This is a genomic window from candidate division KSB1 bacterium, from assembly GCA_034506255.1.
GTDB classification, from domain to species: domain Bacteria; phylum Zhuqueibacterota; class Zhuqueibacteria; order Zhuqueibacterales; family Zhuqueibacteraceae; genus Coneutiohabitans; species Coneutiohabitans thermophilus.
The window spans coordinates 511,222-527,488 of the sequence record JAPDPX010000004.1; the positions used below are offsets into that span (position 1 = coordinate 511,222).

The following is a 16,267-nucleotide window of genomic DNA, read 5'->3' on the forward strand; positions in this document are numbered from 1 at the left end:
CGGCGGCCGCCATTTGCCACCGGCCATCATGGCTGGTGCGGGCAGCCGTTGGCGCCCGGCGTTACATGCGCTCGGGCGCATTCACATTGAGCAAACGCAGTGCGTTTGCCAGTACAATACGCACACCCTCCACCAACTGCAGGCGGGCGCGGGTGAGATCAGCCTCGGTGCCCACCACGCGATGGTTTTGATAGAAATGGTGAAAGGTCGCGGCCAGCTCCTGCAGGAAAGTGGTCACGCGGTGCGGCTCCAGAAAGCGCGCGGCTTTGGAAACGGTTTCGGGAAACTCGGAGAGTTTGCGCAGCACCGCGATTTCCTCGGGTTCGCGCAGCCGGCTCAGGTCGCCATCGCTGCGCAGGGGATGGCCCTGTTCCGCGGCATACGCCAGGATGTTGCACACGCGCGCGTGGGCATACTGCACATAGTAAACCGGATTCTCGTCACTTTGCTTTTTGGCGAGATCGAGATCGAAATCCATCGGCGAATCGAGCGTGCGCATCAGGAAGAAAAAGCGGGCGGCATCGACGCCGACTTCGTCGATCAGTTCGCGCATTTCGATGAGGTTGCCGCTGCGCTTGGACATCTTCACCAGTTCGCCGCCACGCAGCAAATTCACCTGCTGAATGATGCGCACCTCGAAGCTGCCGGCCGGATAGCCGAGCGCGACCAGCGCCGCCTTCATGCGCGCCACGTGCCCGTGATGGTCCGGCCCCCAAAGATCGTACAATTGGTTGAAATCCCGCCGGAATTTGTCCATGTGATAGGCGATGTCGCCGAGAAAATAGGTGGGCTCGCCGTCTTTCTTGACCAGCACGCGATCCTGCTCGTCACCGAATTGTGAGGAGCGGAACCAGAGCGCACCGTCCTTCTCGTAACTCGCCCCGCGCTCATGCAGCAGGCGCAGCACCTCCTCCTCGCGCCGGCTTGCCAGCAGGCTTTGCTCGCTGAACCAGACGTCGTAGTGGACACGGAACTCCGCCAGGGTCCGGCGTTGCGCGGCGATGATGCGCGCCAGGCCGAGCGTGGTGAATTCCCGGCTGCGCTCCTCCAGCGACAGCGGCACGAAACGGTCACCGAATTCCTCGCGGAGCTGCACCGCCAAATCCCGCACATACTCGCCGTGGTAGCCATCCTCCGGGAAAGGCTCGTCGATTCCGAAGAGATTCATGTAGCGCGAGCTGATCGAATAGCCGAGCGCCTTCACGCGCTGGCCGGCATCGTTGATGTAGTACTCGCGCACCACTTCCGCGCCCACCGCCTGCAGCAGATTGGCCAGCACGTCGCCGATGGAGGCGGCGCGGGCATTGACCACGTTCAACGGGCCGGTGGGATTGGCGCTGACGAATTCCAGGTTGACTTTTTTGCCGGCTGCCCAGGTGCTCCGGCCGAACGCTTCGCGCTGCTGCAAAACCGCCGCCAGCACGTGCTGCCAATAGCCGGGAGTGAAATGAAAATTGAGAAAGCCCGGGCCAGCGACGGTGACCCGGCCGATGATTTTTGGATCAAAAACCAGGGCGGCCTGCAGCTCCTGGGCCAGCGCTCTGGGCGGCTTCTTCAGGATCTTGGCGAGATTCATCGCCACAGGCGTGGCAAAATCGCCAAAGCCCTCCTGGCGCGGCCGGTTGATGACAATCGCCGTTGCCGGCCAGCCCAGCCGTGCGAGCGCCGCGGCGATGATCTCTTCGAGATAATTTTCCGCGTTGCGGTTCATGGCCTTTCAATCCTTGCTGCCGGCATGGTTCATCCCCGCCGGGTTTTGCGGCGGGGTGCCGGTCTCATCATGGAATTCTTCGATTTCTGCATCACCCCACAGCCGCTCCAGACCGTAAAACTCGCGCACTTCCGGCTGAAAAATGTGCACCACGACATCGACGTAATCGATCAGCACCCAGCGCAGACTTTCACGGCCTTCCACGTGCCAGGGTTTGATCTGGCGCAATTCGAGCTGCTCGACAATGTGATCGGCGAGCGCCTGCACATGGGTGTCGGTGTTGCCGGTGCAGATCAGAAAATAGTCGGTGATGCTGGTCAGCTTGCGCAAATCGAGCAGCTTGATCTCGCCCCCTTTTTTTTCAAGCGCCAGACGGACGGCGGCGAGCGCCAGCTCGCGTGAGGGCAATGACTCGTGGCGGTCGCGGCCATTGACCGTCGGCCGCGGACGGGAGGATTCGGTTTGTGTAGAGATGGTTGCCTCCATCACAGAGAGATTGCTCGTGGCAGAGAGTCAGCGGAGCAGGTCCGGCCGCCAGCGCTCGAGTGCCGCCACCACCTGCGCCGGGGTTATGTCCCGCATGCAGCGAAAGTGCCGGCGGGGACACGCCGCATGGCCGAGATGGCTGCATGGCCGGCAGGGGAGTGCCTGGTTTTCCAATACCAGGGATTCGCGGCGCTGCGGGAAAAATCCCAGCGCGCGCGTGGTGGAACCGGCGAGCATCAGCACCGGCGTTTTGACGGCCTCGGCCATGTGCATCAAGCCGGAATCATTGGCCACCACCAACCGGCTGCGCGCCAGCACAGCCGCCGCCGCCAGCAGCGAAAGCCGGCCGGTGAGATCGATCACCCGGTGGCCGGCGGCTGCAATTTGTTGGCCGGCGGCACGGTCTTGCTCGCCACCCAAAACCGCAATCCAACAATCGCGGCCGCGCGCCAGCAGGAGCCCGGCCAGCTCGGCAAAATATTCCGGCGGCCAGCGTTTGGTGAAATAACCCGCGCCCGGCGCCAGGGCCAGCATGGGGAGCGTGCGATCATGCGCTGTCAGCGGCAGGGCTTGCGCTGCTTCCGCTTCATGCGAAGGCAGCCAGTGCAGCTCCGTGCCCGCGCCATCATCCCTCACCCCCAGGGGCGCCGCCGCCTGCAGATAGCGCTGATAGACCGGCGGCAGATTCCGCATGGTGGCGAGCTTGAAGCGGACATGCAGCCAGCGCCGCACCACATGCTTGCGGTAGCGCAACACCTGTCCGGCACCCAGGCCGTGAAGCAAATACTGCGTGCGAAAATTTTTGTGCAGATCGAGCACGGTGTCATAGCGCCGATCGGCCAGTTTTTCACGCAGGCGCTGCAAACCTGCGAGCCGTGCGGCGGTGGGCACCTCATGAACCGCATTGAGATGCGGGTTGTGCCGCATCAGCTCGGCGAACTCGGCTTTCACGACAAAATCGATTTCCGCCTGTGGCAGACGCCGGCGCAGCACCCGCACCAGGGGCGAGACCAGCACCACATCGCCGATCGAGCTGAGCCGCAGGATCAAAATGCGTTTCACCGTCGGGATTGACTCCCCATCGGCCAAAACGATTTGCTGCATGATGAGCTCGTGACCGACTCGGGCTCGTGCCCTGCTCTGTCGCAGGCCGGGCACCGGCACTTCCCGCACCACCGGACTGTGCTCATGCCAGCCCCATTTGCCGGCGATACCACGCAATGGTGGCGGCCAGCCCCTCGGCAAACCCCACGCGCGGTTCCCAATTCAACCAGGCGCGCGCCCGCGAGATGTCGGGTTGGCGGGTTTTGGGGTCATCCGCGGGCAAGGGTTTGTACACGATGGCGCTGCGACTGCCGGTCGCTTGAATGACCGCCTCGGCCAGCGCACGAATGGTCATTTCATGGGGATTGCCCAGATTGACTGGCTCATGGCAATCCGACAACAGCAGGCGGTACACGCCGGCAACGAGATCATCGACATAGCAGAAACTGCGCGTCTGCGAGCCGTCGCCGAAAACCGTGAGCGGTTCGTTGCGCAGCGCCTGGCGCACGAAAGCCGGAATCACCCGGCCGTCATCCAGGCGCATGCGCGGGCCGTAGGTGTTGAAGATGCGCGCGATCTTGGTGTCCAGCCCGTGTGTGCGGTGATACGCCATGGTCAGTGCTTCGGCAAAACGTTTGGCCTCGTCATAAACCCCGCGCGGCCCCACCGGATTGACATTGCCCAAATATTCCTCCCGCTGCGGATGCTCACGCGGATCGCCATAGACCTCGGAAGTCGAGGCCAGCAGAAACGTCGCCCCCTTGTTTTTCGCCAGGCCGAGGGCCCGGTGCGTTCCCAGCGCGCCGGCTTTCAATGTTTGAATCGGCATCTGCAAATAATCTGCCGGGCTGGCGGGCGAGGCGAAATGCAGCACATAATCGAGCCGGCCGGAGAGGTGCAGGTATTCAGTGACGTCTTGCTTGATGAATTGCAGCCGGCCGGCCGGCAAATGCGCGAGGTTCGCCAGCGAACCGGTGGAGAGATTGTCCAGGGCTATCACCTCGTGTCCTTCCCGCAGGAGAAATTCACAGAGATGCGAGCCGAGAAACCCGGCGCCGCCAGTAATCAAAATCCGGCTCATGCTGCCCTGCATGCCGCTGCGCGCCGCCCGGCGCAAGCAAGGCGACGAAACGGGGTTGCGATAAACTTGGTGTTCAACACAGCGTTGTCAGAAGAATTGCAACCTTGCGACTCTGTCTTTTTGAGCAAAAAGGTTTCGGCAACGGTCCGGCCGTTGCGTCAAAAAACACTGCTGCCGGGTCTGGAACATTCGCTCACTGCAACCCGATTCAACATTCTCATGCAACCTCCTGCGCACCGTAATGCCTCAGTTACGTGTGGAAACGTGGCGCAGACATCTTGTCTGCGGGGAGGGAGGTCTGCGCTACTCCACACGTTACTGAGAGGAATTGCTGCGCACCACCGCTCGCTCTCACCAATGTCAGCCGTTCATGATTCTGCCCGCCAGATTCGCCGGCCACGGCCTCACTCCTCCGCCACCTCCTCCAGCCGCTTCTTGAAATTTTCCGTGGCCCGCCAGCGCAGTTTGCCCGCCTCCATGTAGATAACCAGCGCCTCCAATCTTTCGACTTGTTCTGCCAATGCGATACCCGCTTCCGGCCCCAGCACGAAGATTGCGTTGGCGTAGGCCTCCGCGAACATGGCGGTGGGCGCCACCACCGTGGCGCTCAACATCTGTTGCCGCGTGCCGGCAGCCCGGGCCGGATAACCGGTTTGGGGATCGAGAAGGTGATGATAACGCCGGCCCCTCTGTTCCAAATAGCGTTCGTAATCGCCGCAGGTGGCCATCGCGCCGCCGCCGGCTTTGAAGTGGGCGAAAAAACGATCCGGTGCGCGCGGATGGCGAATTTGAATACGCTGCCGGCCGGCAGTCAAGCCAGAAGTGTGCACGCGCACATCGCCGCCCGCGGCAACCATGACATCGGCAAAGCCGCGCTGGCGCAGGATCTGGATGCCACGATCAATGGCAAAGCCGCGCGCCAAGCCGCCGAGATCGATGGCCATGCCGGGTTGCATAAACACCACCTGCGCATGGCCACCCGGCCCCGCGGTGGTCAGACGCAAATGTTGATACCCGACGTGTGCCAGCCGTGCGCGGATGGCCTCTGCCGCCGGCACCTGTGCGGAGTCCGTGCCGAAGTGCCACAACGCGAGCACTGGCGCAATCGTGATGTCAAACGCGCCGTGACTGCGGTGACTGACTTCGAGGGCAGCTGCCAGAACCGTATCCAAATCCGCGGACAGGGTGAATCTGCCGCCCTGCGCACCGGCGCGATTGAGCGCGGCCACTTCACTGTCGTTGCGGTGGGATGACAGCGCGGAATCCAGCCGCGCGATTGCCGCAAAGGCTTCCTGGATGGCCGCGCCGGCTTCCGCCTGCCGGCTGGAGTCGGGCAGATGGATCTTGATCGTCACGGCGGTGTCCAGCAATACGCGCGTCCGTGCGACGGTGTAAATCTCGGGCGCCGGGCGGCAACTGAGAAAGAACGGGATGGCCGTCATGCCCGCGGTCAGGACGCGGGCGCAAACAGCCGTTGGTTGTGGGAAGCGTCGTTGCAATGCGACGACCGGCAATCAATGCTCGCGCATGGTGATAAAGCGCACCAGTTTGGTCAGCGCCTCCTTGTAGGGCGAATTGTGATAATGAGCCAACAGGGACAGCGCTTCATCACAATAGCGGCTGGCAGTTTGATGGGCATACTCCACGCCGCCCTGGCGCCTGATGAACTCGACAATGCGTTCATAATCGCTCCGGCGCGAGCGCCAGGTGGCACCGCGCCGCACCAGCCGGATGATTTCCCGGGCTTCAGACTTGGCCGCCTGCTTGAGGGCATACAGCAGCGGCAGGGTGATTTTGTTTTCGCGAATGTCGTTGCCCGACGGCTTGCCGATCACACTTTCCTCGCCGAGCAAATCGAGCAAATCGTCGCGGATTTGAAACGCGATGCCCACCTTCTCGCCGAACTCCCCCATGAGTTCGATTTCGGCGTCGGATTGCTCGCTTGCCATGCCGCCGAGCTGGCAGGCAGCGGCGATCAGCGCCGCAGTTTTGTCGGCAATCAAGCGGAAATAAATCGCCTCCTCCATCCAATAATCGCGGCTGCGCTCGAGTTGCAAAAGTTCGCCCTGGCTCATGCGCTCGGCCGTGCGCGATATGATGGCAAAGGCCTTGGCATCGCCCAGGTGCAGCATGGCCAGCAACGATTTGGAGAACAAATAGTCGCCCATCAACACCGAGACCTTGTTCTTCCAAATCGAGTTGATCGAGGGGAAACCGCGGCGGCGATAGGAATCATCGACGACATCGTCATGCACCAGGGTGGCGGTGTGCAGCAGTTCAAGAATGGCCGCGGCTTTCAGACGCTTGACGGTGGGAGGCGCGCCATTCATGCGGCTGATCAACAGCACGATGATCGGGCGCAATCGTTTGCCGCGATGGGAGATGAGATAGTGAACGATCTGATCAATCAAAAAAATGTCGGATTTGAGAAGGGATTTATACTCCTGCTCGAAGGCCTCGAGATCGTCTTTGATCGGCTCAATGATGTCTTTCAGCTTCAACCCAAATCCCTCTCTCACTTCTCAACCGGCAGGGGGCCGGCCTCCTCTTTTGTTTTTTCCCCTGAAATAAAGAGTGCTTGCCCCTTTGTCATGCTGCAGCCTTTTGTGCCAGATGCTGGAATGAACCAGCCCATGCCATGAGCCTTCTGCGGCGGGCCGGATTCTCGCAGGATGACAAGCACCGTGGTTCACTTCAACCTGCGGGAAAATGCTGTGAAAATATCGTTTCTTCGCGTCACGCACAACACGCCATTTTGTGGTTGCGGTGCTTGCAATGCCGCGAAATATTAAGCATTCAGCGGACGTTTGTCAACCGGAAATTTGGAAGCTGCCACGGCCTTTCAGCAAAAGAGAGCCGCCGGGGTTGACTTTGAAAGCAAAATTCTTTTCTTGGCCCAAAACCACGCTGCGGCCGCCGGCCGGATTGTGGTCGGCACGACGCACGTCCACCCAATCGCAATGCAAGGAGAGGGCTATGCCGGTGACCACCATCGACTGGCACCACCACAAAGTCCGCTTGATCGATCAAACCCGCCTGCCTGATGAGCTGGTTTATCTCGAGATCGCCGAGGTGGATGATCTTGGTGAGGCCATCAAAAACCTGCGGGTGCGGGGTGCGCCGGCGATCGGCATTGCCGCCGCTTTCGGTGTTCTGCTCAGCGTGCAACGCATCAAGGAAGAGCACGGCAGGGAAGCCCTGTTTTTGGAGATGGATCGCGCCATTCGCTATCTGCGCAGCACGCGGCCGACCGCCGTCAACCTCGGCTGGGCGCTTGATCGCATGCAGGCGGTGGCGCTCAGACTGCGCGAGGCCTCGGTCACTGAAATCAAGGAAGCCCTGTTCGCCGAGGCCTTTGACATTCACGAGCGCGACCGCGTGGTGTGCCGCGCGCTCGGACGTCATGGCGCCGGGCTGCTGCCCGATCAGGCCACGGTCATCACCCATTGCAACACCGGCGCACTCGCCACCGCCGATTACGGCACCGCCCTGGGCGTGCTGTTCACCGCTCACAGCCGGGGCAAACGCCTGCACGTGTTCGTCGATGAAACCCGGCCGTTGTTGCAGGGCGCGCGTTTGAACATGTGGGAGCTGCAAAACGAGGGCATTCCCTGCACACTCATCTGTGACAGCGCCGCCGCCTTCGTCATGCAGCGCCGCCATATCGATTGCTGCCTCGTCGGCGCCGACCGTATTGCGCGCAACGGCGACACCGCCAACAAGATCGGCACCTACAGCCTGGCGGTGAATGCACAGCGTCACGGCATTCCCTTCTATGTCGCCGCGCCAATTTCCACCATCGATTTCAGCAAAAACTCGGGCGCAGAGATTCCCATCGAAGAACGCGCAGCGGCGGAGGTGACACAGGGCTTTGGCCGCCGCACCGCGCCGCAGGGCTGCCGCGTCTACAACCCCGCCTTTGATGTCACCCCGCACGAGCTGATTACCGCCATCATCACCGAAGCCGGCGTCATTCGTCCGCCTTATATCGAAAACCTCGGCAAGCTGGAGAGCAGATAGTGCGTGGCTGTCCGCAATCGCAACTTTTGAAAACATGATGCTGCAACGGCCTGACCGCCGCCTCCAAATCATCGGAACCGCTTCGCGGCATGCAGTTTTCGAAACCACGGTGTGAGCACCGCCACAGCCTTTGCAGACAGTCACGAATGACGATCTGGTCGGCAGGGAGGGGTGCAATTTGCAGAGGAATGCCTCACCCCCAGGGGGGAATGTAGCGCAGTCATTCTGACAGCAAGCAAGATGCTCGCACGCCCTTCGTCACCGCGGCGATACGTCGGAGGGGAGAAAAAGGCGCTTGACAGCATGGCCAAAAGCTTTTATATTGCCCGCCCACAATCAAGTGCCGGACGGCGCGCACGGCACCTGCAATCCCAAGGACATCGCAACCGTCACGCGATGGCCTGCATGCCAGCCCCCGGAGTGGAGCCTGCGGCTTCGAACAGGAAGCTTGCCATCCCCAAAATCACCGGTCTTGCTGCGCAAATGAATGGTCTTGATCGCCGGCATGGTTAAACCACATCCCTGCAATTTTTCCTCGTTCGTGATTGCCGACATTTCTGCCTGCGGCAAACGGCGCCGGTGTTCGGTGATGCCGGGCTTTCCTTTCCGCCAATACTTACTTCTTGTTCAACCCACTGTAGTATAGCCTTTGTCCATTGAAATGGAGGTACGCGATGGGAAAAGTGGCAAGGTGTGTTGCTGGTGCGACGTTGGCGCTGCTGCTCACCGGCTCGTGGCTGCAGGTGGTGCAGGCGCAGTACAACACCGGCCCGGGATTCAAAATTTCCTGGGCGTTGAATCCGCGCACCGACGGCAATTTTCGCAACGTGCAGTATTTCGGCAGCAGCAAAGTCGAAGTCGGCATGGATTTCGACCGCGACGGCCGGCGGGAGATCCTGTTCGCCACCGATGAAACCCTCTCACCGGGCGGCCCCGATCCCGGCTTCCTCGACCTCTATCTTTATGAAGCCACGGGCAACGACACTTACACCCACGTTTGGCACTACACCATGCCGGAAGCAACGAATTCCTTTCCGGCGCTGACTTATGGCGACATCGACAGCGATGGCAAATGGGAAATTTATTTCGGCGTGCCCACCATCAACAATCCCAACAAACTGTTCATCTTCGAGCAGGATGATACCGGCGCCTTCCCCGCCAACCCCACCCTCACTTACGATTTCGGCAAGGATCCGGCTTTGGACTTCCGCCCCGCCGGTTTGAAACTGGATGACATCGATGGTGATGGCAAAATCGAACTGGTCGTCGTCTCCCGTACGGCCGGCCGCCGCGAAATGCTGGTGGTCGAGCTGGCCTCCGCCACTTTCGACGACTTTGCCTCGTTTCAGGTGGAATTCGCCGCCGGCGAAGACCTGCTCGGTGGCGGCGGCATGTACGATGTCGACGTCATCGATTTCGACGGCGATGGCCGCAAGGAAATCTGGGCCAATACCTGGGACAATTTCAGCTTCACGATTTTCGAAGCCACCGGCGAAGACACCTATGCCCTGCAAGTTGACCTCAATGAACTCTTCCCGGTGAATGATCCCGGCTCCTTCAATCGCCACAAATTGCTGTTCGCCAATGTCGATGCCGATGCCGGTCTGGAAGCGTGGTTCCCCATGACCAATGGGCGGTTGTATTTTCTCAATGATGTCGCCGACGTGGCCACCCTCACCGGCGCCAGTTTCAGCCGCGTCGGCACTTTCGATCCCGAGCGCTTCTCGCGCGGCGGGGATATTGGCGACATCGATCGTGACGGCCGGTTCGACATCATTGTCGCGGCAGGCAACAAGGAGAAAGTTTATCGTGTCGAATACCTCGGCATCGGGTCGCCCGCTGATTCCAGCAGCTACGAGTGGACAAAGATCCTCGACAGTGTCGGAGATCCGGTCGATTACTACTATCCCCTGCGCATCTCGCCGGTCGATCTGGACGGCGACGGCCTGCGCGAAGTGGTGATCACCAACCGCTACGCCGACGACCCCAGCCAGCCGCTGATTTTGGTGCTGGAATATGATCCCACCACCGCGGACAAGCTGGCGGACGGCTGGGAGCAGCGCAATCAAATCATGCACGATGATGTCGATGCCCTCTACGCGAAAGACAACACGGGCAACAGCCGCACGGTGATCGGCGGCTTCGACCTCGATCAAGACGGCAGCAAGGAAATGATCCTGACCGACTATGCCGGCCTCGGCGTGCGGCTCTTCGAGTACAACAAGGCCGCGGACAAATTCGAACTGGCGTGGTCCTCGCCGCCTGACACTGCGGCTGGCGTGAACCGCTACCCGGGATCCAATCCGCGGGTGGTGACGGTTGGGGATTTGGACGGTGACAACAAATGGGAAATTATCTTCCCACTAGCCTCACAGCCTTCCGGCTGGTATGTTTATGAATGGGATGGCGTCGTGGGGAGTGACAATTTCGGAACAAAGTACTCCTCCGTCGTCAACACCGAAATCGACACCTGCTGCGCTGCGGATTTCAAAGCCTTCCGCGCCGATCATGAAGGCATTCCCTACGTCATCGATATCGACAAGGATGGCAAACAGGAGCTCCTGCTCAGCATTCGCCGGAATGCGACGGGGGGCAAGCGCGGATTGCTCGTGACTTCGGTGGTCGGCGACATCGAACACAACTCCGGCGGCAGCTTTGAAAGCTGGGTGACCGAGTTCTTTGTCGATCGTGGGAATTACGGCGGCGGCTCGCCCTATCATGCCGTTCCCGCGGATCTCAACGGCGACGGCAACTGGGAAATTGTCAATCACACCTGGAATTTCTTCAATTTCTACAATGTTGCGGTCACCGGTCCCAATGCCTATCAAGCGCCTGATCCCAATTCTCCCACCCGCTATTTTCAGGCAACCTCGCCCAGTGACTACGTTGCCCTGTTTGGCGGCACCGCAGGCGATGCCGATGGCGATGGCAATGACGAGGCCTATTTCGTGACTTTTCAAACCGGCGACTTGTGGGTGATCGACTACAATCCCGGCGATGACGTGCTTTCCATTGACGCCTCACATGTGGTCAGGGTTGTGCCGCGTTTCGCCACTTTCGGAACCAGCATGTTCGATGTTGACAAAAACGGCCGCGTGAATATCTTCTCCGGTGCCGGTTTCCCCCGCACGATCGTCAGCGCCGAACTGACCGGCAGCAACCCCCGCAATCCCGCTGATTATACCACAAAGGTGATCTACACCGGCGAACCGGATATCTTCACGGGCTCCGAAACCAACCCCATCGACATTGTCGTGAAGGATTCCCTGGGGGTGGTGACCACGACGCAGTCCATCCACAATGTCTTTGCCTCCAAAGTGCAGGCGCAATGGAACGGCCGGGGCATTGACTTTGACGATGATGGCAATTATGAGCTGCTCGCCAGTTTCCAATCGAATCAGGACAGCATTGGCACGCTGACCCTGACGTGGAATGCCACTGCCGGCAAGTACGATTCCGTGCTCACCAAAATCAAAAACCCGAAGAGCTGGTCGTTCCAGCGCCTCGAGTTTGTCGGGAGCGGCACGGGCATCGAGCAGCATGCCGTGGACTTCGTCACGCCCGAGGATTATGTGCTCGAGCAAAACTATCCCAATCCTTTCAACCCCGAAACCACCATCGAGTATGTTTTGCCGCTCAACAAGAAAGTCAGCCTGCGCATCTATGACATGATGGGCCGGGTGGTGCGCACGCTGGTGAAAGACGAGCTGCAAAACGCCGGCCGCCAGCGCGTGCGCTGGGATGGCAAAAATGACAAGGGCCAGCGTGTCGCCAGCGGTGTCTACCTCTACTCGCTGGAATTCGGCAATTTCAAGAAGACGAAACGCATGACCCTGTTGAAGTAACCTGAGGCCGGGCCCGACCCGGGCCGCGTGCCCGGGTCGGGCTTGGTTTGTTGCCGAGGCATGTTGCCACACCGCCGGTTGTGCAGCGCCCTCTTCTGTCGCGGGCAGCGAATGCGGCACTTGACGCGGTGAAAAAGTAGGGCGGCGGTCGTGTCATTTCAAGCAGTTCGGTCGTTGGGCCTCGTGTATGGGCAGCAGTTTTTGATACAACCTTCGACGAACGTGTCAATGCGGTAGCCGGCAGCAATCTGCTGGCCGCCATAGGGAGTCGGTGGCGATACTTCGCCATCCACTCGCAAGCCGCGTTCGCGCAGTGCATAAGCATCACACTGTTGGGAAGCGGATTCCAGTAAGCCCGGGCCAAGGGCACGATGCACCTTGATATGACGGTATCAACGATTATTCCGGTGATCGCCTCAATATTCATAATTCATAGCCATCTCCAGTTGATTCTGGCGCATGAAGCAAGCCATGTCATTCTCTTTGCGTTCTTGGCGCCCTTGGCGGTTCAAAAAAATCTTCGCGATTGTGATAGTTTTCACAGGGTAATACCATAAAAAACGCCCGGCTTCTGGAGCAGCGGGTATAAAAGTTGTCGCGGAATGCGGCTGGCAAGCTGCCACCAGACTCGCACCGCAAAGGACGCCGCGGTGCAAAAAAACTTCGCGGCCCCATCTTTTCTTCAGCGTGTTACTATTGGGAGGTTGTGACGAATTGGCGCGCTGCTGAAATTGTTCCCAGGGCTGCTGCATATGACAAACTTGGGCCCCGGCGAATAAACGGTCCACTTCCGTAACCGATATTGACACTCTTCCGGAGGGTTGCAACATGATTTCGGGCAGTAAAGACGTGCGCAGGTTGTGGCTGCTGTGCGGATTGTTTTGTTTTTCCCTCAACGCCTTCGCCACCGGCGGCAAGATCGCCGGCCGGGTGGTGGATAAGCAAACTGGTGAACCACTGCCGGGCGTCAACATCATCATCGAAGGTTCCACCCTGGGCGCTTCCACTGATGCCGAGGGCAACTACGTGATTCTCAACGTGCCCTCAGGCAGATACACCCTGCGCGTCTCCTTCATCGGCTACGGCAAAGTCCGGCTGGAAAATGTGCGGGTCAGCGTCGATCAAACCACGCGGCAGGATTTCGCGCTCTCACCGGAAGCCATAGAGGGGGAGGAAGTGGTGGTGGTGGCGGAACGGCCGCTGGTGCAAAAGGATCTGACCGCCTCGCAGCAGGTGGCCACAGCAGACGAGATCAAGGCACTGCCGGTGGAGACTTTCGTGGGCGTGCTCACCACCCAGGCCGGCGTCAACACCGGCGCCGACGGCGCCCTGCACATCCGCGGCGGCCGCTCGAATGAAATCGGCTACTACATCGACGGCGTGCCGGTGGTCAATCCGTTTTTCACCAACGCGCTCACCAACGGTGTTTCCAACCAGGCGATCGAAGAATTGCGCGTGATCAGCGGTGCGTTCAACGCGGAGTATGGCAACGCCATGAGCGGCATTGTCAACATTCAGGTGAAGGAGGGCGGTTCCGAGTACCGCGGCAATCTCTCCGCCTATACCGGTGATTATCTCTCCAACGCACGGGACATTTTCTTCAACATCGACGATATCGACCCGCTGGCCAGCTATGTGTTCGACGGCAGCCTCAACGGTCCGGTGCCTTTTTTCGGGGACAAATTCACCTTCAACATCAGCGCTCGTTATGACCGGGATGAGGGCTATCTCTACGGCATCCGCGAACATTTGCCGGGTGACTCCGCCAATTTCAAGGATGACAACAACTGGTACCTCGAGCGCGGCGGCGACGGTGCGTTTGTGCCCATGAATCCCAGCCGTGATTTCAACTTCCTCGGCAAACTGACCTATCGTCTGGGCGCGCGCCTGAAACTGTCATCCCAGCTTCTTTACGATCGCACGCGCTGGAAAAGCTATGTGCATGACTATCGCTACAATCCCGACGGCATCTACAACTATCGTGACAACAACTACAACTATTCACTCAAGCTCAATCACGCCTTCACGCGCAGCTTCTACGAAGCCAATTTCTTCCACGCCACCACGGATTTCAAGCAATTCGTGTATGAAGATCCCACCGACCCGCGCTACGTGCCCACCACCCGCATCCAGGGCGCGCCCTCCAGCGCCACCTTCGTCTTCGGCGGCATGCAGATGGGGCACCTTCACCGCGCCTCCAAAACTCTGGGCGGCAAACTCGACTTCACCGGCCAGGTGACCGCACGCCACGAAATCAAAACCGGCATCAGCCTGCGGCGTGACGAGTTGCGCGAGCGCAACATCACGATTCTTTATGACAACGATTTCTACCGCCGGCCCACGGTGGTACCGGAAAACGAAACACCGAGCCACACCTACTACGACAAGACCGCGACCTTTTTCTCCGCCTACCTGCAGGACAAGATCGAATACAGCGACATGATCATCAATGCCGGCGTGCGCTACGACTATTTCGACCCCAACAGTGATTACATCATGAGCCTGCTCGATCCCGAGGGCGCACGCACCGAGGCGAAACCCAAGCACCGGGTCTCGCCGCGGCTGGGCGTGGCGTTCCCGATCACCGATCGCGGCATCCTGCATTTCTCCTACGGCCACTTCTATCAGATGCCGGAATTGCGCCGCCTCTATGGCAGCAATGTCTACGGCGCGGCCGGCTTCACCGACTTCGGCTACGCCAATCTCAAGCCGGAGAAAACCGTGAACTACGAATTCGGCCTGCAACAGCAGCTCGGCGAGGTGCTGGCGCTGGAGATGAGTCTGTTCTCCAAGGATATTCGCGATTTGCTCGCGCTGCAAACGATCAACTATCAATCACAGCAGTTCGGTCCGCGCAGCTACAGCATCTATTTGAACAAGGACTATGGCCAGGTGAAGGGGTTCACCCTGAGCCTCACCAAACGGCATGATCCCGGGACCAAACTCTCGGCGTGGATCGACTACACTTTTCAAAAGGCGGAGGGCAATGACGTGAGCAGCGGGGCTTTCTTCTTCAGCGCGCTCTCCGGTCTGGAGGAGGAAAAGCAAGTGGTGCCGCTGGCCTGGGATCAGCGCCATCTGCTCAACACCACTGTGACCTTCAGCGAGCCGGGGAACTGGGGCCTCAGCTTCATTGCCAAAATTGGCAGTGGCTGGCCGCACACGCCCAACATTCCCTTCGCCAACTATGTGCCCACCGCCAACAGCGGCAACAAACCCTGGCAGAAGAATCTCGATCTGCGCGTGTTCAAAAACGTGAAGCTGCGCCACTTCGATTTTGTACTTTTTGCCAAGGTCTTCAATGTGTTCGACACCCGCAACGAACGCTTCGTGTTCGATGACACCGGGCGTGCCGGCTACACCTTTGTCAACCGCACGCTGCAGGAGACGGAGGCGTTCGTGCGACATTACGGCGAGCCCGGGGTGCACACCTGGTCGGAGTATCAAGTCCGACCGAACTTTTACAGCGCGCCGCGTTCCGCGCAGGTGGGCGTGGCGGTGGAATTTTGAGCTGGATGCTGGATGCTGGATGCTCGATATCTGGATACTCGATACTCGATGCTGGAAGATGGATGATGAATCTTTGAAGAGGGATGATGATTACTGATCGCTGACCACTGATCAGTGGCATTTAAAGGCAGGCTATCTGAGCAAGGGGGGCGTATGAATTATCGAAATCTGGAGATTTGGCAGCTTGCCCGACAGTTGGTCATTGATATTCACAGAATGACTCTTGAGAAGCTGCCAAAGTTTGAAATGTATGAAGAAGGAGGCCAGATACGCCGTTCGATAAAATCCGTAAAATCGATGATCGTGGAAGGCTTCGGCAGGCGGGCATACAAACAAGACTCTCTCCGTTTGTTGATATGCTCGCTGGCCTCAAATGATGAAACCACCGATCACCTCGAAACGCTGTTCGAGACGGGTTCACTCACAGATACTGATCTTTATCATGATCTCCACCAGCGGCTGCAGTTGTTGGGAAAGAAAATCAATTCCTTCATCCAATCCGTCGAACGGCAGCACCTAAGCAAGAAGTGACAATCTAATCGATCTATCCAGTATCCAGCATCCAGTATC

Annotated in this window: 13 protein-coding genes; 4 read left to right on the forward strand and 9 right to left on the reverse strand. The window is 59.3% G+C overall.

The window, feature by feature from the left end; genetic code table 11:
- Positions 1–61: 61 nt before the first annotated feature.
- The 7 genes from argS to ONB52_10575 form a co-directional block, all read right to left on the reverse strand.
- Positions 62–1,711 (reverse strand): arginine--tRNA ligase, encoded by a 1,650-nt coding sequence (gene argS / locus ONB52_10545; protein MDZ7416575.1) that lies wholly within the window; start codon positions 1,709–1,711, stop codon positions 62–64.
- A 6-nt stretch (positions 1,712–1,717) separates the two neighbouring features.
- Positions 1,718–2,197, reverse strand: a complete 480-nt coding sequence (gene rsfS / locus ONB52_10550) for a ribosome silencing factor (protein ID MDZ7416576.1) — start codon at positions 2,195–2,197, stop codon at positions 1,718–1,720.
- A 27-nt stretch (positions 2,198–2,224) separates the two neighbouring features.
- A complete protein-coding gene (gene waaF / locus ONB52_10555) occupies positions 2,225–3,301 on the reverse strand; it encodes a lipopolysaccharide heptosyltransferase II (GenBank protein ID MDZ7416577.1) in 1,077 nt (358 codons plus the stop codon).
- Positions 3,302–3,383: 82 nt separating this feature from the next.
- Positions 3,384–4,322 (reverse strand): SDR family oxidoreductase, encoded by a 939-nt coding sequence (locus ONB52_10560; GenBank protein ID MDZ7416578.1) that lies wholly within the window; start codon positions 4,320–4,322, stop codon positions 3,384–3,386.
- 404 nt (positions 4,323–4,726) lie between these two features.
- Positions 4,727–5,764, reverse strand: coding sequence for an FAD:protein FMN transferase (locus ONB52_10565; GenBank protein ID MDZ7416579.1), 1,038 nt, complete (start codon positions 5,762–5,764; stop codon positions 4,727–4,729).
- A gap of 72 nt (positions 5,765–5,836) precedes the next feature.
- Entirely contained in the window at positions 5,837–6,823 is a 987-nt protein-coding gene (locus ONB52_10570) for a polyprenyl synthetase family protein (protein MDZ7416580.1), read from the reverse strand.
- 309 nt (positions 6,824–7,132) lie between these two features.
- Positions 7,133–7,315: a hypothetical protein gene (locus tag ONB52_10575; GenBank protein MDZ7416581.1), complete on the reverse strand. Its 183-nt coding sequence runs from the start codon at positions 7,313–7,315 to the stop codon at positions 7,133–7,135.
- Here ONB52_10575 and mtnA point away from each other — a divergent pair.
- Positions 7,299–8,342, forward strand: a complete 1,044-nt coding sequence (gene mtnA / locus ONB52_10580) for an S-methyl-5-thioribose-1-phosphate isomerase (protein ID MDZ7416582.1) — start codon at positions 7,299–7,301, stop codon at positions 8,340–8,342. The genes ONB52_10575 and mtnA overlap by 17 nt on opposite strands.
- Before the next feature lie 336 nt (positions 8,343–8,678).
- Here mtnA and ONB52_10585 read toward each other — a convergent pair whose 3' ends face one another.
- On the reverse strand, positions 8,679–8,897 hold the full coding sequence (locus ONB52_10585; GenBank protein ID MDZ7416583.1) for a hypothetical protein: 219 nt from the start codon (positions 8,895–8,897) through the stop codon (positions 8,679–8,681).
- A 119-nt stretch (positions 8,898–9,016) separates the two neighbouring features.
- On the opposite strand from ONB52_10585, the gene ONB52_10590 reads away from it, so the two are divergent.
- Complete coding sequence (locus tag ONB52_10590) at positions 9,017–12,187, forward strand: FG-GAP-like repeat-containing protein (protein MDZ7416584.1); 3,171 nt, start codon at positions 9,017–9,019, stop codon at positions 12,185–12,187.
- A gap of 416 nt (positions 12,188–12,603) precedes the next feature.
- Here ONB52_10590 and ONB52_10595 read toward each other — a convergent pair whose 3' ends face one another.
- Complete coding sequence (locus tag ONB52_10595) at positions 12,604–13,017, reverse strand: hypothetical protein (GenBank protein ID MDZ7416585.1); 414 nt, start codon at positions 13,015–13,017, stop codon at positions 12,604–12,606.
- Here ONB52_10595 and ONB52_10600 point away from each other — a divergent pair.
- Both ONB52_10600 and ONB52_10605 read left to right on the forward strand, forming a co-directional pair.
- Entirely contained in the window at positions 13,016–15,697 is a 2,682-nt protein-coding gene (locus ONB52_10600) for a TonB-dependent receptor (protein MDZ7416586.1), read from the forward strand. The two genes, ONB52_10595 and ONB52_10600, sit on opposite strands and share 2 nt — an antisense overlap.
- 153 nt (positions 15,698–15,850) lie before the next feature.
- Positions 15,851–16,228: a four helix bundle protein gene (locus ONB52_10605; protein ID MDZ7416587.1), complete on the forward strand. Its 378-nt coding sequence runs from the start codon at positions 15,851–15,853 to the stop codon at positions 16,226–16,228.
- Positions 16,229–16,267: the final 39 nt, after the last annotated feature.

Excerpts from the sequence above, each read along its gene's own strand:
- rsfS (MDZ7416576.1), bottom strand. The coding sequence starts at position 2,197 with ATGGAGGCAACCATCTCTACACAAACCGAATCCTCCCGTCCGCGGCCG.
- ONB52_10585 (MDZ7416583.1), bottom strand. The coding sequence starts at position 8,897 with ATGTCGGCAATCACGAACGAGGAAAAATTGCAGGGATGTGGTTTAACC.
- waaF (MDZ7416577.1), bottom strand. The coding sequence starts at position 3,301 with ATGCAGCAAATCGTTTTGGCCGATGGGGAGTCAATCCCGACGGTGAAA.
- ONB52_10590 (MDZ7416584.1), top strand. The coding sequence starts at position 9,017 with ATGGGAAAAGTGGCAAGGTGTGTTGCTGGTGCGACGTTGGCGCTGCTG.
- ONB52_10595 (MDZ7416585.1), bottom strand. The coding sequence starts at position 13,017 with ATGTTGCAACCCTCCGGAAGAGTGTCAATATCGGTTACGGAAGTGGAC.
- ONB52_10600 (MDZ7416586.1), top strand. The coding sequence starts at position 13,016 with ATGATTTCGGGCAGTAAAGACGTGCGCAGGTTGTGGCTGCTGTGCGGA.
- mtnA (MDZ7416582.1), top strand. The coding sequence starts at position 7,299 with ATGCCGGTGACCACCATCGACTGGCACCACCACAAAGTCCGCTTGATC.
- ONB52_10560 (MDZ7416578.1), bottom strand. The coding sequence starts at position 4,322 with ATGAGCCGGATTTTGATTACTGGCGGCGCCGGGTTTCTCGGCTCGCAT.
- ONB52_10575 (MDZ7416581.1), bottom strand. The coding sequence starts at position 7,315 with ATGGTGGTCACCGGCATAGCCCTCTCCTTGCATTGCGATTGGGTGGAC.
- argS (MDZ7416575.1), bottom strand. The coding sequence starts at position 1,711 with ATGAACCGCAACGCGGAAAATTATCTCGAAGAGATCATCGCCGCGGCG.
- ONB52_10605 (MDZ7416587.1), top strand. The coding sequence starts at position 15,851 with ATGAATTATCGAAATCTGGAGATTTGGCAGCTTGCCCGACAGTTGGTC.
- ONB52_10565 (MDZ7416579.1), bottom strand. The coding sequence starts at position 5,764 with ATGACGGCCATCCCGTTCTTTCTCAGTTGCCGCCCGGCGCCCGAGATT.